Source organism: Gemmobacter sp. 24YEA27, assembly GCF_030052995.1.
Classification (GTDB): Bacteria; Pseudomonadota; Alphaproteobacteria; order Rhodobacterales; family Rhodobacteraceae; genus Pseudogemmobacter.
This window is the reverse complement of record NZ_JASJPW010000001.1, coordinates 2,718,056-2,742,446: the sequence shown is the minus strand read 5'-3', so window position 1 is coordinate 2,742,446 and position 24,391 is coordinate 2,718,056. Positions and strand designations below refer to the sequence as shown.

The following is a 24,391-nucleotide window of genomic DNA, read 5'->3' as shown; positions in this document are numbered from 1 at the left end:
CTCAAATGGCTGATCTTTCGACGAATTTTCTCGGTATCCGCTCGCCCAACCCGTTCTGGCTGGCCTCGGCGCCGCCGACCGACAAGGAATATAATGTCGAGCGCGCATTCGAGGCGGGCTGGGGCGGTGTGGTGTGGAAGACGCTCGGGGCCGATGGCCCGCCGGTGGTTAACGTCAATGGCCCGCGCTATGGCGCAGTCTGGGGCGCCGACCGGCGTCTGCTGGGGCTCAACAATATCGAGCTGATCACCGACCGGCCTTTGCAGGTCAATCTGGATGAAATCAAATCGGTGCGCCGCCGCTGGAGGGATCGCGCCCTGATCATCTCGCTGATGGTGCCTTGCGATGAGGAAAGCTGGAAAGATATCCTGAAGAAGATCGAGGATACCGAAGCGGATGGGGTCGAGCTGAATTTCGGCTGTCCGCATGGCATGGCGGAACGCGGCATGGGCTCTGCCGTCGGCCAGGTGCCGGACTATATCGAGATGGTGACCCGCTGGGTGAAACAGCATTCGCGCATGCCCTGTATCGTGAAACTCACGCCGAACATCACCGATATCCGCCTGCCGGCCGAGGCCGCCAAACGCGGTGGCGCCGATGCGGTCAGCCTGATCAATACGGTGAATTCGATCACCTCGGTCAATCTCGACACGTTTTCGCCCGAGCCGATGATCGACGGCAAGGGCTCGCATGGCGGCTATTGCGGCCCGGCGGTCAAGCCGATCGCGCTGAATATGGTGGCCGAAATCGCGCGGTCTCGGGAAACTGCGGGCCTGCCGATTTCGGGGATCGGTGGCGTGACCACCTGGCGCGATGCGGCAGAGTTCATCGCCCTTGGCTGTGGCACGGTGCAGGCCTGTACGGTGGCGATGACCTATGGGTTCAAAGTGGTGCAGGAGCTGATTTCGGGCCTCAGCGAATATCTCGATGAAAAGGGAATGACGCTGGATGAGCTGCGCGGCCGCGCGGTGCCTAATGTCACCGACTGGCAATATCTGAACCTGAATTACGTCGCCAAGGCGCATATCAACCAGGATGATTGCATCAAATGTGGCCGCTGCTATGCGGCCTGCGAGGATACCAGCCATCAGGCGATTGCGATGGGCCCGGGGCGTGTCTTCACCGTGAAAGAAGATGAATGCGTCGCCTGCAATCTTTGCGTCAATGTCTGCCCGGTCGAGAATTGCATCACGATGGAGCCGATGGCGAAGGGTTCCGTCGATCCGCGCACCGGGCTTGTGGTCGGCGATTACGCGAACTGGACGACGCATCCGAACAACCCGTCCTCTCGCCCGGCGGCAGAATAGGCGGAACGGGCAGTGGTGCCGTCCGCAGATGTCGGTTCGGCGCCACTCTCCGGTCAGGAAAGCCTGTTCCGGCGGGCCTGGCGTGCAGCCAGTGTTTCGCAGCAAAAGATCACGCGCGACCCTGCGTACGGCAGAGTCACATGACGCAGCGCGTGGGCCGTTTGGGGCCCCTGGGCCATAGGAGCGCGCCGGAGGTCACGGTTTGCCCGCGTCGTTCAGGGCACGCGGTTTGCCAGCGGGTTCACCCCAACGGCCCGGAGCGTCATCATATAGGCCCGCTGCGCGGCCTCGACCTTGTCGCGCGCGGCTTCGGAGAGCAGGCTTTGATCGGTCAAAGGCGGTCTTGAACTGTTGGCCCCCGAGGCCTGAGCCACAGGACGCGCGATCTCGCTTGCGGCGGCGGCCGAAGCTCGGCTGCCGCTTTGTGATGCCGGAGTAGATCCGGCAGAAGTCCCGGCCTGGGCATTCGCAACCGGTTCTACGGTCGGCATGACAGGCCGGACGGCGGAAATGAATTCCATAACCGTCACCCCACGATAGAAAGCCCCACCCGAAGAGCCTGACACAGATCAGCGCCTCTCCCTAGGAGGTAATGTCTTGCTTTTTAATGGTCTTTCAGGGGATACCTATGCCCGGCTGCGGCGATAACAGCCGCAGATAGAGGGTTTCAAGAAAGCCAGCAGCCTCGGACCAGGGATCGTGCCCCGCGCCCAGCACCGCGCGCGTCTGGCTTTCGAAATCGGCGTAATGCTGGGTCAGCGCCCAGACCGAGATGATCAGATGCACCGGGTCCGAACGCCGGATCCGCCCCTGATCCATCCAGCGCGCCAGCAGCCGCGCTTTTTCCTGTACCAGATCGTGCAATTCCCCCTGAATCGCCTCGGAAATACGCGGCGCGCCTTGCAGGATCTCATTGGCGAAGAGCCTGCTTTCACGGGGAAAATCGCGCGACAGATCCAGCTTGCGGCGCATATAGCCCAGCATCTCGGCAAGCGGGTCACCGTCATCGCGCATCGCTCGCAGGGGCTCCAGCCAGGAGGTCATCAGCCCGGTCAGCAGGTCGCGGTGGATCTCTTCCTTTGATCCGAAATAATACAGCAGATTGGGTTTCGAGAGCCCGGCCTTAAGCGCGATCTGGTCCAGCGTCGTGCCACGGAACCCCTGCGCCGAAAACACCTCCAGCGCCGCCGCGAGGATGGTCTCGCGGTTCTTTTGCTGGATACGGCTGCGGCGCGGGGCGCGGACGGTCTTGTTCTCCATAAAGTTTTTAAATCAGGCGCGGGGCATTCGGTCAAACCTCTGTCGCGCGTCCGGGGAAAATTCTTGACCATGTGGTCAGGCTGTGCTGGCTTCTGGCTGACACCACAGCAGGACGGGAACATGATGGCCAACACCAGCAGAATCGGGGCCGGAACAGGCGCCAGAACGGGCGCCGGTGAAAACCTCCGTATCAATTCCGAACGGCTGTGGGAAAGCCTGATGGAGATGGCCAGGATCGGGCCGGGTGTCGCTGGGGGCAATAATCGCCAGGCGCTGACCGATGCGGATAATGAGGGCCGCCATCTGTTCCGCGCCTGGGCAGAGGCCGCCGGCATGACCATGGGCGTCGATCAGATGGGGAATATGTTCTTTACCCGCCCCGGCGAGGAGGCGGAGGCCGAGCCGGTCTTCATGGGCAGCCATCTCGATACCCAGCCAACGGGCGGCAAATATGACGGGGTTCTGGGGTACTGGGCGCGCTTGAGGCCGTTCGCACGATGAATGATCTCGGGATCCGCACGAAACATCCGATCACGGTGGTGAACTGGTCGAATGAGGAAGGCGCGCGGTTTGCGCCTGCCATGGTGGCCTCGGGCGTTTTCGCAGGTGTCATCGACCAGGATCATGCCTGGTCACGCCAGGACCCTGACGGCAAGCGTTTTGGCGATGAGCTGCGGCGGATCGGCTGGCTTGGGGAGGAGCAGACCGGTGCGCGCAAGATCCACGCCTATTATGAGCTGCATATCGAGCAGGGGCCGATCCTCGAGGCGGAAAGCGTTGATATTGGCGTGGTGACGCATGGCCAGGGGCTGTGGTGGCTTGAATTCACCCTGACCGGGCGCGATGCGCATACCGGCTCGACCCCAATGGCGATGCGCAAGAATGCGGGCCTCGCCATGGCGCGGATAATTGAGCTGGTGCAGGAAGTCGCGATGGCGAACCAGCCTGATGCGGTGGGCGGCGTCGGTCAGGTGCGGTTCGCTCCGAATTCCAGGAATGTGCTGCCGGGCGTGGTGGTGTTCACCGTCGATATCCGCACCGTGGATCTGGCAAAGCTGAACCGGATGCGGGCGGCAATCGAGGACGGTGCCGCAAAGATCTGCGCGGGCCTTGACGTTGGCTGCGCGGTCGAGGCGGTCGGCCATTTCGACCCGGTGACCTTTACCCCGGATCTGGTCGGATCGGTGCGCCGGGCGGCTGACAAGCTGGGCTACAGTCATCGCGACATCGTCTCGGGTGCGGGCCACGATGCCTGCTGGATCGCGCGCGTGGCGCCGACCACGATGATCTTTTGCCCCTGTGAGGGCGGGTTGTCGCATAATGAGGCCGAGGCGATCAGCCCGGAATGGGCGGCGGCGGGAACGGATGTGCTTCTCCATGCCGTGCTGGAAACGGCGCAGGTCGTGGCGTGAAGAGAAAAGGCTGAGACATGAATTCTTCTCCGGTGATCCTTGCGGCGCTGCTGGCTGTTATGGGCACGGCCGCGGCGGCGGAAGGCTGGCAGCTGCAATATCTGGCGGATGGTGGCGGCTCGCGCCCGGTCGTGGTCGAGCGCTCCGAGGCCGAATTTTCTGAGGCCTATCTGCGGGATTCGGTCGGGAACGGGCTCTATCTGTCCTGCTGGACCGATGAGGGTGGCAATCGCACCATCCGCTATTCTGCCGCAGGCGAGGCAGCCTTTGGCAGCACGATCACCGCGCGCCTTGGTCTTGCCGATGGCGACAGTATCGATCTGAACGAGATGCCCTATGCCGGCGGCAGCTATTTCACCGCGCTTGGCCCGGACTCGGTGGAGCGGCTGCAAAACAGCGCCGGCGTCATCCTCTCTGTCAGGGGCGAAGAGGTCGGAACCGAATTCGATTTCGCTGCCGGGGGGCTGCGCGACGCGCTGGCTGATCCGGTATGTGCGGGACAATAACAGGGAGAAGATCATGAGTACGGTCATCAAAGGCGGCACCATTGTTACGGCGGATCTGAGCTATGTCTCGGATGTGCTGATCGAGGCGGGGCAAATCATTGCCATCGGGCATGGGCTGAAAGGCGACAAGGTTCTTGACGCCTCGGGTTGCTATGTGATGCCGGGCGGCATTGACCCGCATACCCATCTCGAAATGCCGTTCATGGGCACTCATACGGCGGATGATTTCGACTCCGGCACCCGTGCGGCGCTGGCGGGCGGCACCACGATGGTGGTCGATTTCGCGCTGCCAGCTCCTGGCCAGGGGCTGATGGATGCGCTGAAGCTCTGGGACAATAAGGGCGCGCGGGCGCATTGCGACTATTCGTTCCATATGGCGGTGACCTGGTGGAGCGAGCAGGTCTTTGATGAGATGAAAGAGGTTGCGGATCGCGGCATCAACTCGTTCAAGCATTTCATGGCCTATAAGGGCGCGCTGATGGTTAATGACGACGAGATGTTCGCGTCATTCTCGCGCTGCGCCGATCTGGGCGCGATCCCGTTCGTACATGCTGAAAACGGCGATCTCGTCGCGGAACTGCAGACGAAGCTGATGGCCGCCGGCACCACCGGGCCGGAGGGCCATGCCTATTCGCGACCCCCGCGGTCGAGGGCGAGGCCACCAATCGCGCCATCACCATTGCCGATATGGCGGGTGTGCCGGTCTATATCGTGCATGTCTCCTGCGAAGAGGCACATGAGGCGATCCGCCGGGCGCGCCAGGCCGGGCAACGTGTCTGGGGCGAGCCACTGGTCCAGCATCTGACGCTGGATGAGGGCGAGTATTTCAACCAGGACTGGGACCATGCCGCGCGGCGCGTGATGTCGCCGCCGTTCCGGAACAAACGGCATCAGGACAGCCTTTGGGCGGGGCTTTCCTCGGGGTCTCTGTCCTGCGTCGCGACCGATCACTGCGCATTTACCACGGCGCAGAAACGCACCGGGCTTGGCGATTTCACAAAGATCCCCAATGGCACCGGCGGGCTCGAAGACCGGCTTTCGATGCTCTGGACCCATGGGGTGCGCACCGGGCGGATCACGATGAATGAATTTGTCGCGCTGACCTCCACGAATATCGCCAAGATCCTGAACTGCTACCCGAAGAAGGGCGCAGTGCTGGTCGGGGCCGATGCCGATCTGGTGGTCTGGGATCCAGAAAAGACGAAAACGATTTCGGCGGCGAACCAGCAATCCGCCATTGATTACAACGTCTTCGAGGGGCAGGAGGTCACCGGCCTGCCGCGCTACGTGCTGTCGCGCGGGCATGTGGCGGTGACGGATGGCCAGCTGACATCGGCCGAGGGGCATGGCAAATTCGTCGCCCGCGATCCGCGCGGGTCGGTCAGCCGTGCCTATACGCAGTGGAAAGATCTTACCGCGCCGCGCCCGGTGCAGCGGGGCAGCATCCCGGTCACGGGTGTGTAAGCCTCGGTTGTAAAGTTTTCACCGTACTGTAAATTCTCCGGGCGAGCCTGTCGCGCGCCGCCCAGCTGACCTTGCCCGGAGAGACCATGTCACGCGCCCCTTTGATCGGCACCCGGTTGCGGGAACGGCGTATTGCAGCGGGGATGCGGCAGGGCGATCTCAGCCGGGCGGCGGGGATCTCGCCCTCTTACCTCAACCTTATCGAACACAATCGCCGCAATGTGACGCCCGAGGTGCTGGAACGGCTCGCGCGCGCGCTTGATCTTGCGCCGGAGGAGTTTTCCGAACGGGATCCCGGCGCGCTGGTGGCAGAGATGCGCGCGGCGGCGGCGAGCTTTCCGGGCTCGGGCGCCGAAGCGGACCGGGCAGGTGAACTTGCCGGGCGCTATCCCGGCTGGGCGCAGCTGATTGCCGATCTTCAGACCCATATCGCGGGCCTGAGGCAGGGGATGGCGGCGCTGAATGACCGGCTGGGCCATGATCCGCATCTCTCGGCGGCGCTGCATGAACTGTTATCGGCGCTCTCGGCGGTCCGGGCGACGGCGGGGATTCTGGTCGAGACCGAGGATCTCAGCCCCGACTGGCAGCGCCGGTTTCACCTGAACCTGCATCAGGACAGTGAACGTCTGGTGGATGGCGCCGAGGCGCTGGTCTCCTGGCTCGACCATTCCGGGGAAGAGGCGGAGAGCGTCGTTGTCGCGCCCCAGGATGAGCTGGAAGCCTGGCTGGCGCGGATCGGCTGGACGCTGCCGGATGAAGCGGCAGCCGATCAGATCCCGGGGCGCGAGGCGCGGGCATTGGCGCGGGCCTGGTCAGCCCAGGCGCAAAAGGACATTGCGATGATCCCCGAGGCCGGGCTGCGTACGGCGCTGGCGGCGGGCGGCGATCCGGCGCTGATTGCCGCCAGATTCGGGGTGCCGGTTCATGCTGCGATGCGGCGCATGGCCTTCCGGCCCGGGTCTGATGCCGGGCTGGTGGTCTGTGATGCATCGGGAACGCTTTTGTTTCGCAAACCTGTGCCAGGGTTTTCGCCGCCGCGTTATGGGGCGGCCTGTCCGCTCTGGCCGCTGTTTGCGGCGCTGGCGCGGCCCGGCCAGCCGGTCCGGGCGGTGGTCGAGATGCCGCAGCCCGGCGGCGGGCGGTTTCTTTGTCTTGCCTGGTGCGAGGCGCGGCTGCCCTGGGGCTTTGCCGGACCGGAGCTGCGCGAGGCGGCCATGTTGATCCTGCCGGATCCGGCGCCACCGGCCGACCAGGCGCCGATTGCGGCGGGCACCACCTGCCGCATTTGCCCGCGCGAGGCCTGTCCCGCGCGCCGCGAACCCTCGATCCTTGGGACAGCGCCGGCGGCGGCGGCAAAGGCGCAGCGCGGCGCGGCACGCCCCGGTTGAACCCTCGTGCCGCAATGCAGCGCGAGATCGCCTTTTGACAGGGGCAGGAAAATCATAAGATACTGGCATTCCGGGCCAGGTGTCCGGAACCGGGAAGGCCGGGAGCGCTGCGCTTCAGGCGGCTGGCCGGGAGGAAGAAAGGCGGGGGACGGGCATGGAAAACAGCCGCAAGGTGCTGCTGGTCGAAGATGAACCCAATATCGCCGAGGCGATCCAGTTCATCCTGTCGCGCGCCGGCTGGGAGGTGATCCACCATGCCGAGGGTCGCGACGCGGCGCAGATCGCGCGGAGGGTGCAGCCGGGCCTTGTGATCCTTGACCATATGCTGCCAGGGCTTTCCGGGATCGAGGTATTGACGGCCCTGCGCGCCGATCCGGTGACTGCCGATGTGCCGGTGCTGATGCTGACCGCCAAGGGCCTGCCACGCGACCGCGAGGCCGCCGAACGCGCCGGGGCGACGCGTTTCATGACCAAACCTTTTTCCAATGCCGAGATCGTGGCCGAGGTGCGCAGCCTGACCGGGGCTGGCGACATAGCCGGCCGGGCCGGAGCGGAGTCCGGCAATGTCACCCCATAAGGTCGCCGCAGGGTTTGCGCATCTGTTGCGCCCCGGGCCCGGTTCTGGTTCTGCCGAAACCGGGTGCCTTTTCCAGGCGGGGCTGCGCGCTGCTTGCTGCCGCGGCGCGCAGCGTCCAGGGCCGCAGCAAAGGGCCCGTCCGGTCGAGATGGCAGGTCACACGTGAGGCGGCCACTTTTTCTGGGCCGCATCCCCTATCGCCGCCGCCGGCTGCGGGACGCTGCGCGGCTTTTGCCGGTGGCGGGGGCTTTTCTGATGATCCTGCCGATCCTATGGACGCCTGCGGGTGGTGATGGCAACCGGCTCCTGTCCTCTGATGTCATCTGGTTCTTTGTGACCTGGGCCTTGCTGATCCTTGCCGCCGCGCTGCTGGCACCGGGCCTGGCGAGCCCCGACGCGCCCCGCCCGGATGCCGCGCGCCCCGCCATGCTGACGGGCGACGAGGAAGAAGGCTGATCCCCTGATGTCCTTCAACCTGCTGGTTGCTTCCTGCCTCGCCTATGTGATCTTCCTCTTTGCCGTTGCATTCCTCGTGGAACGGCGCTCGGGGCAGGGCAAGCTTGGCTGGCTGCGCTCGCCTCTGGTCTATACGCTGTCACTGTCGATCTATTGCACCGCCTGGACCTTTTACGGCGCTGTCGGATATGGCGCGCGTTCGGGGCTCGAATTCATCACCATCTATCTGGGGCCAACGCTGGTCTTCATCGGCTGGTGGTGGATCTTGCGCAAGCTCGTCTATATCGGGCGACAGCAGCGGCTGACCTCGATCGCCGATCTGATTTCCTCGCGCTATGGCAAGTCAAACTCGCTTGGTGTGCTGGTCACGGTGATCGCGATTGTCGCGGTGACGCCCTATATCGCGCTGCAACTGCAATCGGTGGTGCTGGCCTTCGAGGTTTTCGCCAGCGCCGCCCCGGGCGAGGCCCGCCCGGCCGCCGGGCAGACCGCGATCTGGGTGGCGGCAGGGCTTGCGCTGTTCACCATCCTCTTCGGCACCCGCAATCTGGATGCGAAAGAGCAGCATACCGGCATCGTCACCGCCATCGCGGTCGAGGCTGTGGTGAAGCTCGTCGCACTGATCGCGGTTGGCTGTTTCGTGGTCTGGGGCCTTGCGGGCGGTGTCTCGGGGATCATGGCCAAGATCGACGCCTCATCCCTCCATGACTGGCAGTTGCAACCGGGGCGCTGGACCGCGATTCTGTTCCTTGCAGGCGCCGCCGTGATCTGCCTGCCGCGCATGTTCCAGGTGATCGTGGTCGAGAATTCCGACGACCGCCAGCTTGCCCGCGCCTCCTGGGCCTTTCCGGCCTATCTGCTGGCGATGAGCCTTTTCATCATTCCCATCGCGGTTATGGGGATCGAAAGGCTGCCTGCGGGATCTAACCCGGATATGTTCGTCCTCACGCTGCCTTTGGCCGAAGGGCAGGGCGGGCTTGCGATGCTGGCCTTCCTTGGCGGATTTTCCTCGGCAACCTCGATGGTGATTGTCGAGGCAATTGCGCTTGCGACGATGGTATCGAACCATATCGTGATCCCGACCTGGCTGAGGCTGCGTCGGTCGGGCGCAATTTCCGAAGATATCCGTTCCCTGGTGCTGACGGCGCGCAGGCTCTCCATCGCGCTCGTTCTGGCACTTGGGCTCGGCTATTACCGGCTTTCGGGCGGTTCGGGGGCGCTGGCCGAAATCGGGCTGATCTCTTTCGCCGGGGTCGCGCAATTCCTGCCCGCGATGATCGGCGGCATCTTCTGGCGCGGCGCCACGCGGACAGGCGCGCTCCTTGGGCTGGCGACGGGCTTTTTGCTCTGGGCCTATTGCCTGTTCCTGCCGTCATTCGGAGATGCGATCCTGCCGGCTTCGGTGCTGCAATCAGGGCCTTGGGGGCTGGGCTGGCTGCGGCCCAATGGCATGTTCGGGACCGAGGTGATGGACCCTCTGGTCCATGCGCTGTTCTGGTCGCTGATCGGCAATACCGCAGCCTTTTGCGCCGCCTCGATCCTCAGCTTCCCCGGCCCGGTCGAAAGGCTGCAAAGCGCCGCCTTCGTCAATGTCTTTGACGGCCCCGTAGGCCCGCAACGCTGGGCGCGTGGCGAGGCCGAACCCGAGGCGCTTTTGATGATGACGCAGCGCATCATGGGCGAAGAAGAGGCGCAGAGTCTGTTCGAGCGCGCTGCCCGCGATCAGGGCAAGAGCGAGTCGATGCTGCCCGACCCGACCCCGGCCTTTCTGGCGGCGCTGGAAGAACGGCTCGCGGGCTCTATCGGGGCGGCCACCGCACATGCGATGATTTCGAAACTGGTCGGCCTGGATACGGTCACGGTCGAGGATCTGATGGTGGTCGCGCGCGAATCCGCGCAGCTGATGGAACATTCCGCCCAGCTTGAGGAGCAGCGCGGCGAGCTTGCCCGTACCGCCACCGCATTGCGCGAGGCCAATGAGAAGCTGACCGCTCTGTCGGTGCAGAAAGACGCGTTCCTGTCGCAGATCAGCCATGAGCTGCGAACGCCCATGACCTCGATCCGCGCCTTTTCCGAGATCCTCGCCGAGGGTGACCTGCCGGTCGGCACTGTGGCGCGCTCGGGCGGGATCATCCGCGACGAGGCGGTACGGCTGACCCGGCTGCTCGATGACCTGCTGGATCTTTCGGTGCTGGAAAGCGGCAAGGTGCAGCTTTCCGTCAGCCTTGTAAGCATGCGCGATCTGATCGACCGTTCGATCCTTGCGACCGAAAAGGTCAAGCCAGAGCGCGATATCGAATTCACCCGTGACCAGGTCGCCGAATCCGTCTGGATGCGGACCGATGCGGACCGGCTGACGCAGGTGTTCATCAATCTGATCGCCAATGCGCGTAAATATTGCGATTCGAGCCATCCTCGCATCCGCATCGCGGTGCGGGTCAGGGCCGGGCGGGTGCGGGTCGATGTCGCGGATAACGGGAAGGGCATTCCCAAGGCGCTGCAATCCATGGTGTTCGAGAAGTTCTGGCGCCTTCCCGGTGAGGCGCGGGCCTCGGGCGCCGGGCTTGGCCTCGCGATCTGCCGGGAAATCGTGACCAATCTCGGCGGCACGATCGACTATCTTCCGGGTCAGGGCGGGGCGGCATTCCGCGTGGTGCTGCCGCTTCGGATCGAGCCGGGCTGAAAAACCAGGCAGTGCGGCGCTGGCAGCGGTTTTTAGACGATTTTCTCTGCCCTGTTAACTTTGCGCAAACTTTCTCGCGGTCAGAATGGTGCTGCCTGGACAGAACGGGAAGCATTGGCATGAGCGAGATCCTGCGCCGCAAACTCCGCCCCGCGCAAGACGAACAGGCCCGGCCCCATGCGCTGGTAGATCAGACCTGGCGGCTGGCGCTGGCGCGTGCCTTGCGCGAAGGGGCGGGATTGCCGGCCGACACCACGGCCCTGACGTCGCGGCCCTGCGATCTGGTGGAACTGCCGGAGCTGCCGGCTGAGCGCGCTCTGATTGCGCTGCTGGATGGGCCAGGTGGCGCGATGGGGGTGGCGGCGCTGTCGCCGGAGCTCACGGCCTCGCTGATCGAGATACAGACGATCGGCCGCATTGGCGCGGGACCGCCGGGGCCGCGGCGTCCGACCCGAACGGATGCTGCGATGATCTCGCCGGTGCTTGACCGGGCGCTGGCACGCTTCGATTTCCTGGTCCGCGATCTGCCGGACCGCCGGGTGGAGGCCGGATTCCGTTTCGCATCACAGCTTGATGACGCGCGCAGCATCGGGCTTTTACTCGATGATCAGCCCTATCACCTTATGAGCGCCACGCTTTCGCTGGCTGATGGCAAACGCAGCGGTGAGATATTGCTCGCTTTGCCACTTACCGGTCCCCCGGTCGCACTTGCCTCTGCCAATACGTCGGGGCCTGAGGGATTTGCCGCGGATCTGGGGCAGGCCGAATGCGAATTGCAGGCCGTGCTGGGGCGTCGGATGCTGACGCTTAATGAGGTGATGCAGCTGGAGCCGGGGCAGCTTTTGGCGCTGAACGATGCCAGTATCGCCAGGATCAGCCTGATTGGGATTGACGGGAGGGCGGTGGCGGCGGCGCGTCTCGGGCAGCAAAATGGCTATCGCGCGCTGCGGATCAGCGCTGTTGCGGCACCGGGAGGCGAGGTTGATGCCGGCCTCCCTGACATGGCCGCAAGGCAGGATCCGCCATCAGAGACCGCTCACGGATCTTTGGATTTCCCGGCGGGCTTTCCGATGGAACAGGGGCCTGTCGAACAAGGGACCGCACCCGATCCTGGTTTCGGGCTGGACGCGGGATTGGGCGAAAGGTTTGATGTCCGTGTCCCGGCCTGAGCGGCTGGTCCGGCTCGGCAGGGGAAGGGCCGCGCGATCCCGGCAGCCCCCCGGCTCCGATATCTCAGCCAGCGGCTTTTTGCGCGGCAAGTGCCTCGATCTGCGGGGCGAGATGAGCGAGCTGGTAGCCATGCTGCGCTGCGGCGGCGATCAGCTCGCTCGCGGGCCGCGTTCCGGCCTGGGACAGGGCCCAGACGATCGAGGATCGGTTGCCGCTGGCGCAATAGGCCAGGACCGGGCCTGGCGCTGCGGCAATGGCCTCGGCCTGGGCCGTGACATTCTGCATCGTCAGCGCGCCGCCGATCACCGGATTGGCAAAGAAGACAAGGCCAAGCGCCTCGGCCTGCGCCCGCATTTCCCCGGTATGAAGCTCGTCGGGGATCTCGGCGTCGGGGCGGTTGTCGATCACTGCACGATAGCCGGCGGCCCTGATCGCCTCAAGGTCCTCAAGGGCGATCTGGGGCGAAACGGCATAGGTGTCACTGAGCGGGCGGATATCCATCTTGACGTCCCTTCGGAAATTCTGCCGCAGCCTACTCTGCGGAACGGCGGGGGGAAAGCCCCGATGCGGGGGGCAGAAGCCGGTGGGAAGCGGCGTGATCCTGATCTGGATCATGGTCGGGAAACAGACAGTGAGTAAAATCTGCCCGGACGTATCGGCAGCCGGAGGAGGAACGGCCATGGAAATTTACAACCGATTTTCGCAACTGCAGCATCTGACGCGGGAGGCGGTCAGGCTTGCAAAAGACGGCGCTTTGCAGGAGCTGAACGCGACACTTGCAGAGCTTCAGGCCCTGGCGCATCGCCTTCCAACCTTGCCCGAGAGCGCCGGGCGCGAAAGCCAGCTGCAACGCGAGGCGCGGCGCCTGCGCGAAGAAGCGGAAATCGAACGAAGCTTCGACAATATGCCGGTGTGACATTATCCGGCCAGGCAACGGCTGTTCCTTATGGGCCTCTCGCAAGGGCAGGCCTTTGTTGGGCCCGACAGAATTGCGATGGGTTCGGGATGCGAACTGCCTGGATGTCCTGGGCCTGGTTGTGAAAGAGGTGTGGAGGCCAGAGTGCTGGTAAGCCGGGGCCTCCTCTGGCGGGAGGTTGCCGGGGAGGCGGCGTAAGCTCTTGTCAAGCAACCGGAATGTCCTGTTAACTTGCACCCCATAGATTGTCGGGTGAAGGCGGGGGCATGAATCGGGTTGAGGGGAGCGGGACTGCGGGCAGCAGTTCGGCCATAAATGCAGCTGACGCGCATGAAACGGCGGCGCCGGATAATGCTGTTGCGGGCACAGCTACGGCGGGGCCGGTGCAGCAAAGCCTTGTCGGGCCCGATGGGCGCGTTCTTCTGCTGGAGATCGGACATCCGCCTCTCAATGCCCTGACCCGGGAGGTGAGGGCTGCACTTTCGGCAGCGCTCGCGGCGGAATGCAGTGCAGGAGAGACACGGGCCGGCGGCGCCCGCCCGGTGGTGATCGCCGGTGCCGCAGGCGCCTTTCCTTCGGCGACCCTTGTCGAGACCGGTGCCGCGCTTCTCGAGGGCAATCCCACGCTGGCCCAGATTTGCCGGCAGATCGACCTTTATCCCGCGCCGGTGGTGGCAGCGATTTCCGGCCGCGCCATCGGGCCGGGGGCAGAGCTGGCGCTCGCCTGTCACGCGCGGATCATGGCGATCAGTGCGCGGATCCAGTTCCCCGAGGCCGGGCTCGGCCTTTCGCCCATGGCCGGCAGCAGCCAGCGTCTGCCACGGCTGACCGGGCCGGATGAGGCAATCTCGCTGCTTTTGAATGCAATACCGCTCGATGCCGATCAGGCACTTGCCATCGGCCTCGCCGATCATGTGACCGAGGGCGACCCCGTCCCGGCGGCGATTGCGCTTGCGGCGCAGATGCCGGTTCCGGCGCCGGTGATTGCCCGCGAGGACGGGATCCGCGACAGCTCTGCCTTTGCCGCCACCATCGCCCGGGCGCGGCGTGATCTGGCGCGCAACCCGATGCAGGCTCCGGCGCGGATCATCGACTGCATTGAGGCCGCACTTTATTTGCCACCGGAAAACGGCTTTGCGCTGGAGGCGGTTGTCTTCGATGACCTGCTGGCCACGGGGGAAAGCCGGGGGCTGATCGCCGCCGCGCGGGCCGAACGTGCGGCGCATATTTTGCCGCCGGGCGTGGCTGGCAGTGGCGGTGCCGAGATCCGCACGCTTGGGCTGACCGGGGCTGGCCCGCAGCTGGCGGCGCTGGCGCTCTTGGCGCTTGGCCGGGGCCTCCGGGTGATCTGGGCCGGGCCGGAGGGGGGCGGGGACGCGGCCTCGCTGGAGCGGATCGCGGCCTGGGTGCGCGAGCGGCTGGAAGCCGAGACGCGTTCGGGCCGGCTGAGCCAGGCGCAGCGTGACGCGGATTTCCTGCGTTTTGAGACCGGGCAGCCCGCCGGTGCGCTGGCCCAGGCGGGGCTGGTGGTCCATGCGCGGCCCGGGGCTGTGACAGATGGCCTGGCCCGGCAGCATCCTGCGGCGCTGCATCTGGTGATTGGTGGGGGGGTGGGCGCGCGGGCCTGACCATCGCGCCGTCCGGTCGGGTCTGCGAGATCAGCACCGGTGGGGTGGCGGCGCCGGTGGCGATGGCCGGGCTCTGGCGACTGATGCGCAGCTTTGGCCTGCAGCCGGTGCTCAGCGGCACCCTGCCGCAGGTCGGGCGCCGCGTGGCGGCAAGCGGTCAGGCGGCGCTGTCGCGGATGCTGGCGATGGGCGTGCCGCGCCGGCTGATTGCGACGGCGCTGGAAGGCTTTGGCCAGGCGATGCCCGATCTGCCGGAGCCTGGATCTGAGGTCGCAATGCGCGGTATGGCGGCCGAAGAGGTGATCCGGCGCTGGCTGGCGGCGCTGGCGAATGAGGGCTACCGCCAGATTGCGGATGGCGCGGAATCAGGGCCGGCTGCGGTGGATTTTCTGATGGTGCAGGGACATGCCTTCCCGCGCTGGCGCGGGGGGCCGATGCATCTGGCGGGCGAGCGGGGCGCTATGGTGCTGCGCAGCGATCTGCGCCGCTGGCAGGAGGATGATCCGGTCTGGACGCCGCATCCGTCCCTGGACCGGCTGGTCTCGAAGGGGCGGTCGGCGGCGTAAGCCTGCGCCTCATTCCGGGGCTCAGCCCAGCGAAATGCCCATGATCACCATCGCGAGGCCCAGCACCGAAAGGCCAAGCGCGCCGAAATTTACCGCGAAAAGTTTTTGCAGTTCGCTGCGCATCTGTTCATCCGTAGCGCCCGAACGGCGGATTTTCAGCCCGCGCAGGATGCACCAGAGCAGGCCGAAGACGCCAAGAAGCGACAGGAAGGCGCCGGGCCAGATCAGATAGGGCATTTAAAGCTCCGCCATGTGCTGCGGGATGCTGGCTAAACGCTGGCGGGCTTTCGCGCAAGAGGGGTCACAAGAGCGGGCGGCAGCGCTTGAAATCGGCAGCCCCGGCAGGGTATCTGTCGGGCAAAGCATAAAGCGGAGAGCAGGAATGAATGACGCCTTCAATGTGACCGCCGATGAGCTGCGTCAGCTGATCGAGCGGATCGAACAGTACGAAGCCGAAAAGAAGGACATCGCCGAGCAGCTGAAAGAGGTCTATGCCGAGGCCAAGGGCCGGGGCTTTGACACCAAGGCGCTGCGCAAGATCGTGTCCTTGCGCAAGCAGGATGCCGATGAGCGCCAGGAAGCGGATGCGATCCTCGAAGTTTACATGACCGCGCTCGGGATGAACTGAGCAGCGCATGCGGAATACGAAAACGGGGGCCAGTGGCCCCCGATTTCATATCGCAATGCGGCTCTGGCTTCAGACCGCAGCGCGGCTTTGAGCGCGGATTTGCAGGCTGCGCCGGAAGAAGGCGGCGAGGAACATCGCGGTCAGCACCAGAATGATGGTGGCGGCGGGCGAGGCATCAACCCAGAAGCTTGCCCAGATCCCGGTCATCATCGCGGTAAAGCAGGCGATGCAGGCCACGACCAGCATCTGGCCGAAGCGGCGCACCAGCAGGAAGGCGATGGCGCCGGGCGCGATCAGAAGGCCCACCGCCAGGATCAGCCCGGTCGCCGACAGCGTCGCCACGATGGTCAGCGACAGCACTGCAAGCAGCCCGTAATGCAGCATCCCGACCCTGAGCCCCGAGGCCCGCGCCTGGGCCGGATCGAAGGCCTGGAGCATCAGGTCTTTCCAGCTTACCACCAGCGCCAGCGTCACGAACCCGGCGATCAGTCCGGCGGTCCAGAGATCCTGGACACTGACCCTCAGCATATTCCCGAACAGGATATGGTCGAGATGCGCATCGCTTTCGATCGAGGTGTAAAGCACGATCCCGGCGGCAAACATGCCGGAAAACACCACACCCATGATGGTGTCTGGCTTTATACGGCTGTTTTCCGACAGCCAGCCGGTCGCAACCGAGGTGAACATGCCGGCGGCAAAGGCGCCGATGATCAGCGGAAAGCCCCAGATATAGGCCAGCACAATCCCCGGAAGCACGGCATGGCTGACCGCATCCCCCATCAAAGCCCAGCCTTTCAGGACCAGAAAGCAGGACAAAAGTGCACAGGGCACTGAAATCATGGCCGAAATCAGGAACGCCTTTTGCATGAAAGGAAACTGGAACGGCAAGAGGAATGTCTCGATCATGTCGCGTCCTCCGCATGCAGGGCAGCAGCGGCGCGGCGTTTCGCGGCCAAAAGCCCGTGTTTCGGGGCGAAGATGAAGACGAGGAGGAAGATCACGGTTTGCAGGCACACGATCACCCCTCCGGTCGCACCATCGAGGAAATAACTGACATAGGCACCGGCAAAGCTGGTCACTGTGCCGATGACAACCGACAGCACGATCAGTCGGCCAAAGCGGTCACAGATCAGCCAGGCGGTGGCTCCGGGTGTCACGACCAGCGCGATCACCAGAAAGGCGCCGACCGTCTGCATCGCTGCCACAACCGAGGCCGACAGCAATGTGAAAAACACGCCTTTCAGGAGGCCCGGATGCAGCCCGACAGAGCGCGCATGGTTCTCGTCAAAGAACACCACCATCAGGTCTTTCCATTTCACCAGCAAGACCGCCAGCGTCACGAAGCCAATCACCGCCAGTTGCAGCGTGTCTTCGGGCGTGATGGCGAGGATATTGCCCATGGTGATCGTCTGGATCGAGACCGCCATCGGGTTCAGCGACACCATGAACAGGCCCAGCCCGAAAAACGCGGTGAAGATCAGCCCGATCACCACGTCTGATTTCAGCCCGCTCCGGTCTGAGAGAAACAGCATGGCGAGGGCCGCCAGCCCGCCCGAGAGAAAGGCGCCAAGTGCGAAGGGCAGGCCCAGCATATAGGCACCAGCGACCCCGGGCACGACGGAATGCGAAAGCGCATCGCCGATCAGAGACCAGCCTTTCAGCATGAGATAGGCCGAGAGAAAGGCGCAGACGCCGCCGACAAGCGCCGAGACCCACATCGCGTTCAGCATGTAGGAATAGGTGAACGGCTCCCAGAGGATCTCCATTCAGCGACCCTCCCGCGTGCGGGTCTCATGGCCATATTGCACCAGCGGCCGTTCGTCATCGGTCAGGATCGAGACATGGCGCGGGTCGTCATCGTCATGCAGCTGATCGCCCGAAAGGGTGAACCGCCGCAACACGCCGCCAAACGCCTCTTCGAGATTGTCATGGGTGAAGGTCTCGGCGGTCAGGCCATAGGCCAGTACCGTGCCCCGGACCAGCACGACGCGGTCACAAAACTCCGGCACCGAGCCCAGGTTATGGGTCGAGACCAGCATCACGCGGCCTTCATCGCGCAGCTCGCGCAGAAGGGTGATGATCTGTTCCTCGGTCTTGACGTCAACGCCGGTAAAGGGCTCGTCGAGCAGGATCACCTGGCCATCCTGCGCCAGGGCGCGGGCCAGAAAGACGCGCTTTTTCTGGCCACCTGACAGCTCGCCGATCTGGCGGTGGCGGTAATCCAGCATATTCACCCGCGAAAGCGCCTGGTCGACCGCCGCGCGATCCGCCGCAGACGGGATGCGCAGGAACCCCATATGGCCATAGCGGCCCATCATCACCACATCCTCGACGAGGACGGGGAAGGACCAGTCGACCTCTTCGGATTGTGGAACGTAAGCCACGAGGTTCTGTTTCAGGGCCTCGCGAACTGATCGGCCAAGCAGGCTGATCTGACCTTTCGCAACCGGCACAAATCCCATGATCGCCTTGAAAAGCGTGGATTTTCCGGCGCCGTTCACGCCGACCAGCGCAGTGACAGTGCCACGCGGGATCCCGAAACTGGCATTCCTGAGCGCGGTATGGCCATTGCGGTAGGTGACCGTCACATCCTGCGCGGTGATGCCACCACCCGGATCATCGGCGGCTGCGGCCTTTATCCGGGGGTCTGGGGTCTGCGGCATGATAGGAAGGGCTTTCTCAGCTGGAATGAAGCGAACTCTGCCACGGGAAACCGCGGCAGAGAAGTGTTTTTGAGAATGGGTCTCAGTTGGGGCTGCTCTCAAGCCCGATGGCGATGGTCTCTGCCGTGACTTTCAGCAGGTCGAGATAGGTCGGGACCGGGCCATCTGCGGTGGAAAGACTGTCGACATAAAGCACGCCGCCATAAGAGGCGCCGGTCTCGCGCGCGACCTGTTCGGCGGGGGCGGTATTGACCGTGCTTTCGCAGAAGACGACTGGGATATGGTGCTCTTTAACCCCGTCCACCACCGCGCGGACCTGCTGCGGCGTGCCCATCTGATCGGCATTCATCGGCCAGAGATAGAGCTCTTTCATGCCGAAATCGCGGGCGAGATAGGAAAACGCGCCTTCGCAGGTCACCAGCCAGCGTTTGTCTTCGGGAATGGCGGCGATGCGGGCACGCAGCGGCTCGATCGCGGCCTTCATCTCTGCCTTATAGGCCGTAGCATTGGCGGCATAGGTCGCGGCATTGTCCGGATCGTGTTCTGTCAGGGCTTTCTCGATATTGTCGATATAGATCAGAGCGTTATCCAGTCCCATCCAGGCATGCGGATTGGCTTTGCCCTGATAGGATCCCGATGAGACCGCAATCGGATCTATCCCGTCGGTCAGCGTGGCCGAAGGCAGGTCGCCGAGGTTTTCCAGAAAGCCCGCGAACCAGAGTTCCAGATTCAGCCCGTTCCACAGGATCAGATCGGCATCCATCGCGCGGACCAGATCCTGCGGGGTCGGCTCATAGCCATGGATCTCGGCGCCGGGGCGGGTGACCGAGACCACCTCGGCCGCATCGCCCGCCACATGCTGCGCCATATCGGCGATCACGGTGAAGGTGGTGACGACTTTCAGCTTCTCTCCGGCAAAGGCCAGACCGGTGGTCAAAAGAAGGGCGGCGAGGGCGGTGGTCGGGGTTTTCAGCCAGGCTTGCATTATCTCTCCTCTCGGCATGCTTAGATGTAAATGCAAATCATTCTCAACTGTCAACCGTTGATTTGCGAGGGATAGCGGGTGTTGTCGCTGTCGGGCGTTCGGAATGTCGCAAACGGCACAAAAGCGCCGCAAACCCGAAGCGGTGAATGCCCCGGCAGGAGTATTTCCGGTTCAGAGCCGTTCAGGAGGATAAGATGTCGGAAGTGATCGAGGGTCGTCGGGCGCGGGGTGGCGGCGCGGCACGGCGCGCGGAACGCACGGCTGTCAGCTTCGAGACGGCGAAGTTCATCAGCCGCAACATCCCGAATTTCGAAGTGCTGAATGAAGAGGCGCTTCAGATCATCGAATATAACGCCGAGACGATCCTCGAAGAGATCGGCGTCAATTTCGTGGAGAATCCGGCAGCCCTCGTGCGCTGGCGCGAGGCCGGTGCCGATGTGCGCGGCGAACGTGTGCATATCCCGCGCGGCCTTGCGCGCAAGCTTTGTTCGACCGCGCCTGCGACCTTCACCCAGCACGCCCGCAACCCTGAGCGCAATGTCGAGATCGGCGGCAGGAATCTGGTGCTGGCACCGGTTTACGGCCCGCCCTTCGTCCGCGATCTGGAAGGTGGCCGCCGTTACGCGACCATCGCGGATTTCCAGAATTTCGTGAAGCTGGGCTATATGTCGAAATGGCTGCACCATTCCGGCGGCACGGTTTGCGAGCCGACCGATATCCCGGTGAACAAACGCCATTTCGATATGCTGCACGCGCATATGACACTGTCTGACAAGCCCTATATGGGGTCCGTCACGGAACCCTCGCGGGCGCAGGATTCGGTCGATATGTCGAAGATCCTGTTCGGCGACGATTTCGTCGACCAGAACACGGTGATGACCTCGCTGATCAACATCAACTCGCCGATGACCTTCGACGGGATCATGATGGGCGCGCTTGAGGTCTATGCGGCCAATAACCAGGCCTCCATCGTGTCGCCCTTCATCGTCGGTGGCGCTATGGCACCGGTGACGGTGGCAGGCACGCTGACCCAGGTGCTGGCCGAGATCCTCGCCGGTGTGGCCTATAGCCAGCTGGTGCGCGCAGGCTCGCCGGTGATTGCGGGGGCGTTTGTCACCTCGATCGACATGAATTCCGGCGCGCCGACCTTCGGGACGCCCGAGGCCGCGCATATCACCTATGGGGCAGGTCAGCTGGTCCGCCGTCTGGGGCTGCCGTACCGGTCGGCCGGGTCGTTCTGCGGCTCGAAACTCCCGGATGCGCAGGCGGCCTATGAGACCGCGAACAGCCTGAATATGGGGCTGCTGGCGGGTGTGAACTTCATGCTCCATGCCTGCGGCTGGCTGGAGGGCGGGCTGGTCTCGTCTTACGAGAAATTCGTGATGGATGCCGATCAGCTGGGCGCCTTGCACGGCATCGCCAAGGGCGTTGCGGTGGACGAAAACGCCCAGGCGCTGGATGCGATCCGCGAGGTCGGTCCGGGTGGCCATTACCTTGGCTGCGCCCATACCCAGGCCAATTTCAAGACCGCGTTCTGGCGCTCGGATGTGCTGGATTACAAGCCGTTCGAGACCTGGGAGGAAGAGGGCGCCCGCGATACCTCGCAACTGGCAGCTCTGAAGGTCAGGAAGATGCTGGCGGATTATGTGGCGCCGGAGCTCGACGTGGCAAAGCGCGAGGCGCTGGATGACTATGTCGCGAAGCGCAAGGCAGAGATGCCCGACGCCTTCATGTAACAGTTTCTCAATTTGAAACAATTGGCCTCGCCCTGGCAACAGAGCGGGGCCTTTTTCTGTCAGAACGGCTCAGTCAGGATCAAAGCGAAGCACACCCGCACGCCGCGTTGTGCCCCCTGTATCGCTCGGATGGCTTATGCCGTCGCTCACCGGGATCTCGCGGAAATCAAACGGGCTGACCCCTTCGATACAGGCGACATTGACGCCGTATTGATCGGTATTCGAGCGGCGCTGATGATGGGTATAGATGCCGCAGGTTTTGCAGAAATAGTGTTTCGCGGTGCCGGTGTTGAACTGGTAGAGCGTGAGATTATCTTCGCCGGCTTCGAACCTGATATCCTGAAGCCCGGCCGAGACCGCAATCGCGCCGCGCATCCTGCAATAAGAACAGGTGCAGCGGCGGATCGAAGTGAAACCCCCGGTCAGACGCAGCCGGAAGCGGACCGTGCCGCAATGACAGGCTGCGCTGAAATCCTCTGTTTTCTGGCTCATTGGCCCCTCCCTGAAGTTGTGAGAGCCTATGTCCCGGCAGTAACGGCCACAAGACCGCGGGGAAGGACAGGGGGGGATTTCAGCCGGCGGCCGGTCTCGGTTGCAATAGCCGGCACTCGGCCACGAGAGCTGCGAGCACCTCGATATGGTCGCAGATCGAATAGGTGGACGCGCCGCTCTGGCGGATTTCCTCGATCCGCGCCTCGGCCTCGAACAGCTTCGAGACAATGCGCTCGGGGCGGTTTTCTTGCGGGGCAAAGCGCTTCAGCGCACTTGGCCGGTGGTAATCGGCCAGGGCAAACCGGACAGCGCGCATCAGGATTCCGGGGCGGCGGATTTCAGAGAGATTGGTGCGAAAATCAGACATTCACGGCTCCTTCTGCGGGTAAGAAGGGCAGTCTGTCCTGGAAAATCCCGGCGTTGCGCAGGCCTTAAAACCGGCGAGCGCCCGGGAAGGGGCTGTTTAGCTTTTGGTTACCATTATCGACAAATTGTAACCAGTTAACATCTGAGTAACCACGATCCCCTAAGCTGCATTTCGCACCAGCCGGATGTTCAGACCTGAAAATGGAACAGATCAGAGATTTTGAAAACCCAGCCAGCGCATCCCGGTTTCCGGGTTCTCTGCCGGCCTGGATTCCGGATCAGGTCAGGCTCTATCTCGGTCACACCGAAGAGGGGATTTCACTCAGGGCGCTGGCGCGCGAACGGGGGGTGCATGCCTCGACCGTGATGCGTCAGGTGCGCCGGTATGAGTGCCGTCGCGACGATCCGCTGATGGATGCGGCTCTCAGCCAGCTCAGCCGTTCGGCGCCGCTTTCCCCCAATCCGGTCCGCCAGAAGGTAATCCCCGCGATGACAGGCCATATTCCGCAAGAGGTCACCCGCCGCGCCAAAGCCGCTCCGGCCATGGGCGTCACACTTCCCGATGAAAGCGAACTCGACCGCGAAGCGCGCCGCATCCTGCGCCGCCTCGCCGAACCGGGCGCGCTGCTGGCCTTTGCCGGCGACATGGAGAAGGCGGCGGTCCTGCGCGAGTTTCCCGACGGGCGCGCGGTCAGGACGGCAGTGCTGGAGCGCGCGGTTGCCCAGGCTTTTTGTCTCAAGGACTGGATCTCGTGCCGCAAAAGCGGGCGGATTTCGACCTATGGCATAACTCAGGCGGGGCGGGCTGCGCTGCGCCAGATCCTGGGCGAGGACGGGGAGCCGTCCGGTCTGGCCGAGGCGGCGACGCCTTTCGCCGATCAGCATCGCGATTTTGCCGAGCGAGAGGTACAGACGCCCGAAGGCCCGCGCCGGATGCGGTTCAACATTGCGGAAAGCCCGGTTGCGGTGCTGGGGCGGCGGCGCGAGAAGACTGGCGAGCTGTTCCTGACCTCGGATCTGGTGGCGGCGGCCGAGCGGCTGCGCGAGGATTTTGAGCTTGCACAGATGGGGCCGCGCGTGGCGCAGAACTGGGAGAAATTCATGACCGGCGGCGACCGGGGCGGTTTTCGCGGTGACAGCGGCCTGGCCGAGGGGCCGGGCCGGGCGCGCGACCGGGTGGCGCTCGCCTTGCGCGATCTGGGGCCGGGGCTTGGCGATATTGCCCTCAGGGTCTGTTGTTTTCTCGAAGGTGTCGAAAGTGCCGAGCGCCGTATGGGATGGGCGGCGCGATCGGGGAAGATCGTGCTCCGGATCGCGCTGCTCCGGCTCCGCCGGCATTATGACGAGACCTATGGCCGTTCGGGTCCGCTGATCGGGTGAGGCTTTGGGGCCCGACCCGCCAGAACGCCGGAATGGGATAAAGAGGCGCGCCCTTTTCAGGGCGCGCGTTTGCAGGTCATCCGCGCAGATCAGTCTGCGCGCGTCAGTCTGCGCGTGTCAGGCCGGCCGCATGCACGATACCAGCCAGGCCCCCCCCACCAGAGGGGCTATGATGAAGACCCAGAGCTGGCTCAGCGCGGCGCCGCCGGCAAAAAGTGCCGGACCGACCGAGCGGGCCGGGTTCACCGAGACGCCGGTGACCTGGATGCCGACAAGGTGGATCCCGGTCAGGGTCAGACCGATGGCAAGCCCGGCAAGGATGGTCGATGCGCCGGGATGGGTCGCGCCAAGGATCACCGTGACAAAGAGGAAGGTCGCCACGATCTCGAAGATCAGCGCCGAGGTCAGGTTGTATTTGCCCAGATAATTCTCGCCATAGCCGTTCGAGCCGAGCCCGTATTCCCCAAGCGTGAAGCCGGTTTTGCCGGTCATGATCAGGTAAAGCACCGCCGCGCCGAGGATGGCGCCGGCCAGCTGAGCGATCACATAGGTGATGAAGGCGCCGGGCGTCATCTTGCCCGCCAGCAATATGCCAAGGCTGACCGCGGGATTGAGATGCGCGCCTGAGATCGCGCCGACGCCATAGGCGGCGGCGACGATCGAGAGGCCGAAGGCCAGCGAGATGCCGGTCAGGCCCACGCCGGTTGTGCCATCAGCGCCGGCGATCACCGCCGCGCCACAGCCAAAGAAAACGAGGATGAATGTGCCGATGACTTCGGCAGTAAATTGTTTAGACATTGTCCCTCCG

23 protein-coding genes and 3 pseudogenes are annotated in these 24,391 nt (G+C 64.0%); 15 read left to right on the top strand and 11 right to left on the bottom strand.

Annotation, left to right across the window (positions count from 1 at the left end):
- Positions 1-5 precede the first annotated feature (5 nt).
- Positions 6-1,307, top strand: a complete 1,302-nt coding sequence (gene preA, locus QNO18_RS13650; RefSeq protein WP_283178103.1) for an NAD-dependent dihydropyrimidine dehydrogenase subunit PreA — start codon at positions 6-8, stop codon at positions 1,305-1,307.
- A 215-nt stretch (positions 1,308-1,522) separates the two neighbouring features.
- Here preA and QNO18_RS13645 read toward each other — a convergent pair whose 3' ends face one another.
- Both QNO18_RS13645 and QNO18_RS13640 read right to left on the bottom strand, forming a co-directional pair.
- The gene (locus QNO18_RS13645) at positions 1,523-1,828 is read right to left on the bottom strand and encodes a hypothetical protein (protein ID WP_283178102.1); all 306 of its coding nucleotides are present in this window, start codon (positions 1,826-1,828) and stop codon (positions 1,523-1,525) included.
- Between the two features lie 94 nt (positions 1,829-1,922).
- Entirely contained in the window at positions 1,923-2,567 is a 645-nt protein-coding gene (locus QNO18_RS13640) for a TetR family transcriptional regulator C-terminal domain-containing protein (protein WP_283178101.1), read from the bottom strand.
- Positions 2,568-2,690: 123 nt separating this feature from the next.
- Between QNO18_RS13640 and QNO18_RS13635 the strand changes: the two are divergent.
- From QNO18_RS13635 to QNO18_RS13600, 8 genes and pseudogenes are all read left to right on the top strand, one after another.
- Positions 2,691-3,979 (top strand): annotated as a pseudogene (locus QNO18_RS13635) (Zn-dependent hydrolase).
- 17 nt (positions 3,980-3,996) lie between these two features.
- The gene (locus QNO18_RS13630; protein WP_283178100.1) at positions 3,997-4,485 is read left to right on the top strand and encodes a hypothetical protein; all 489 of its coding nucleotides are present in this window, start codon (positions 3,997-3,999) and stop codon (positions 4,483-4,485) included.
- Positions 4,486-4,498: 13 nt separating this feature from the next.
- Positions 4,499-5,949: pseudogene (gene hydA / locus QNO18_RS13625) on the top strand (dihydropyrimidinase).
- An 86-nt stretch (positions 5,950-6,035) separates the two neighbouring features.
- Entirely contained in the window at positions 6,036-7,337 is a 1,302-nt protein-coding gene (locus QNO18_RS13620) for a helix-turn-helix transcriptional regulator (RefSeq protein WP_283178099.1), read from the top strand.
- 154 nt (positions 7,338-7,491) lie between these two features.
- Positions 7,492-7,914: a response regulator gene (locus tag QNO18_RS13615; RefSeq protein WP_283178098.1), complete on the top strand. Its 423-nt coding sequence runs from the start codon at positions 7,492-7,494 to the stop codon at positions 7,912-7,914.
- Positions 7,915-8,076: 162 nt separating this feature from the next.
- Entirely contained in the window at positions 8,077-8,370 is a 294-nt protein-coding gene (locus QNO18_RS13610; RefSeq protein ID WP_283178097.1) for a hypothetical protein, read from the top strand.
- Positions 8,371-8,377: 7 nt separating this feature from the next.
- Positions 8,378-11,053, top strand: a complete 2,676-nt coding sequence (locus tag QNO18_RS13605; protein WP_283178096.1) for an ATP-binding protein — start codon at positions 8,378-8,380, stop codon at positions 11,051-11,053.
- A gap of 119 nt (positions 11,054-11,172) precedes the next feature.
- Positions 11,173-12,222, top strand: coding sequence for a FliM/FliN family flagellar motor C-terminal domain-containing protein (locus QNO18_RS13600; RefSeq protein WP_283178095.1), 1,050 nt, complete (start codon positions 11,173-11,175; stop codon positions 12,220-12,222).
- 64 nt (positions 12,223-12,286) lie between these two features.
- On the opposite strand, the gene QNO18_RS13595 is transcribed toward QNO18_RS13600, so the two are convergent.
- Positions 12,287-12,724 carry a TIGR01244 family sulfur transferase gene (locus QNO18_RS13595; protein WP_283178094.1) on the bottom strand — a complete coding sequence of 146 codons (438 nt, stop codon included), beginning with the start codon at positions 12,722-12,724 and terminating at the stop codon, positions 12,287-12,289.
- Between the two features lie 94 nt (positions 12,725-12,818).
- Between QNO18_RS13595 and QNO18_RS13590 the strand changes: the two genes are divergently transcribed.
- From QNO18_RS13590 to QNO18_RS13580, 3 genes are all read left to right on the top strand, one after another.
- Positions 12,819-13,139, top strand: coding sequence for a hypothetical protein (locus tag QNO18_RS13590; RefSeq protein ID WP_283178093.1), 321 nt, complete (start codon positions 12,819-12,821; stop codon positions 13,137-13,139).
- A gap of 383 nt (positions 13,140-13,522) precedes the next feature.
- On the top strand, positions 13,523-14,767 hold the full coding sequence (locus tag QNO18_RS13585) for an enoyl-CoA hydratase/isomerase family protein (protein WP_283178092.1): 1,245 nt from the start codon (positions 13,523-13,525) through the stop codon (positions 14,765-14,767).
- A gap of 44 nt (positions 14,768-14,811) precedes the next feature.
- Positions 14,812-15,333 carry a hypothetical protein gene (locus QNO18_RS13580; protein ID WP_283178091.1) on the top strand — a complete coding sequence of 174 codons (522 nt, stop codon included), beginning with the start codon at positions 14,812-14,814 and terminating at the stop codon, positions 15,331-15,333.
- 21 nt (positions 15,334-15,354) lie between these two features.
- On the opposite strand, the gene QNO18_RS13575 is transcribed toward QNO18_RS13580, so the two are convergent.
- On the bottom strand, positions 15,355-15,570 hold the full coding sequence (locus QNO18_RS13575) for a hypothetical protein (protein WP_092897950.1): 216 nt from the start codon (positions 15,568-15,570) through the stop codon (positions 15,355-15,357).
- A 145-nt stretch (positions 15,571-15,715) separates the two neighbouring features.
- Here QNO18_RS13575 and QNO18_RS13570 point away from each other — a divergent pair, with 145 nt between their 5' ends.
- Positions 15,716-15,961, top strand: coding sequence for a DUF2312 domain-containing protein (locus QNO18_RS13570; protein WP_283178090.1), 246 nt, complete (start codon positions 15,716-15,718; stop codon positions 15,959-15,961).
- A gap of 69 nt (positions 15,962-16,030) precedes the next feature.
- Here the strand turns inward: QNO18_RS13570 and QNO18_RS13565 are convergent, their stop codons facing one another.
- The 4 genes from QNO18_RS13565 to QNO18_RS13550 form a co-directional block, all read right to left on the bottom strand.
- On the bottom strand, positions 16,031-16,867 hold the full coding sequence (locus QNO18_RS13565; protein ID WP_283178089.1) for a metal ABC transporter permease: 837 nt from the start codon (positions 16,865-16,867) through the stop codon (positions 16,031-16,033).
- Positions 16,864-17,727, bottom strand: a complete 864-nt coding sequence (locus tag QNO18_RS13560; protein WP_283178088.1) for a metal ABC transporter permease — start codon at positions 17,725-17,727, stop codon at positions 16,864-16,866. The genes QNO18_RS13565 and QNO18_RS13560 overlap by 4 nt, the downstream gene beginning before the upstream one ends.
- Positions 17,728-18,624, bottom strand: a complete 897-nt coding sequence (locus tag QNO18_RS13555; protein ID WP_283178087.1) for a manganese/iron ABC transporter ATP-binding protein — start codon at positions 18,622-18,624, stop codon at positions 17,728-17,730.
- Between the two features lie 82 nt (positions 18,625-18,706).
- Complete coding sequence (locus QNO18_RS13550; RefSeq protein WP_283178086.1) at positions 18,707-19,609, bottom strand: metal ABC transporter substrate-binding protein; 903 nt, start codon at positions 19,607-19,609, stop codon at positions 18,707-18,709.
- Positions 19,610-19,803: 194 nt separating this feature from the next.
- Here QNO18_RS13550 and QNO18_RS13545 point away from each other — a divergent pair, with 194 nt between their 5' ends.
- On the top strand, positions 19,804-21,345 hold the full coding sequence (locus tag QNO18_RS13545) for a trimethylamine methyltransferase family protein (protein WP_283178085.1): 1,542 nt from the start codon (positions 19,804-19,806) through the stop codon (positions 21,343-21,345).
- 69 nt (positions 21,346-21,414) lie between these two features.
- Here the strand turns inward: QNO18_RS13545 and QNO18_RS13540 are convergent, their stop codons facing one another.
- Positions 21,415-21,837 (bottom strand): GFA family protein, encoded by a 423-nt coding sequence (locus QNO18_RS13540; RefSeq protein WP_283178084.1) that lies wholly within the window; start codon positions 21,835-21,837, stop codon positions 21,415-21,417.
- A 79-nt stretch (positions 21,838-21,916) separates the two neighbouring features.
- The gene (locus tag QNO18_RS13535; protein ID WP_283178083.1) at positions 21,917-22,204 is read right to left on the bottom strand and encodes a DUF6477 family protein; all 288 of its coding nucleotides are present in this window, start codon (positions 22,202-22,204) and stop codon (positions 21,917-21,919) included.
- A gap of 200 nt (positions 22,205-22,404) precedes the next feature.
- On the opposite strand from QNO18_RS13535, the gene QNO18_RS13530 reads away from it, so the two are divergent.
- The gene (locus tag QNO18_RS13530) at positions 22,405-23,583 is read left to right on the top strand and encodes a DUF6456 domain-containing protein (RefSeq protein ID WP_283178082.1); all 1,179 of its coding nucleotides are present in this window, start codon (positions 22,405-22,407) and stop codon (positions 23,581-23,583) included.
- A gap of 103 nt (positions 23,584-23,686) precedes the next feature.
- Here the strand turns inward: QNO18_RS13530 and QNO18_RS13525 are convergent.
- A pseudogene (locus tag QNO18_RS13525) lies at positions 23,687-24,381 on the bottom strand (MIP family channel protein).
- Positions 24,382-24,391 lie beyond the last annotated feature (10 nt).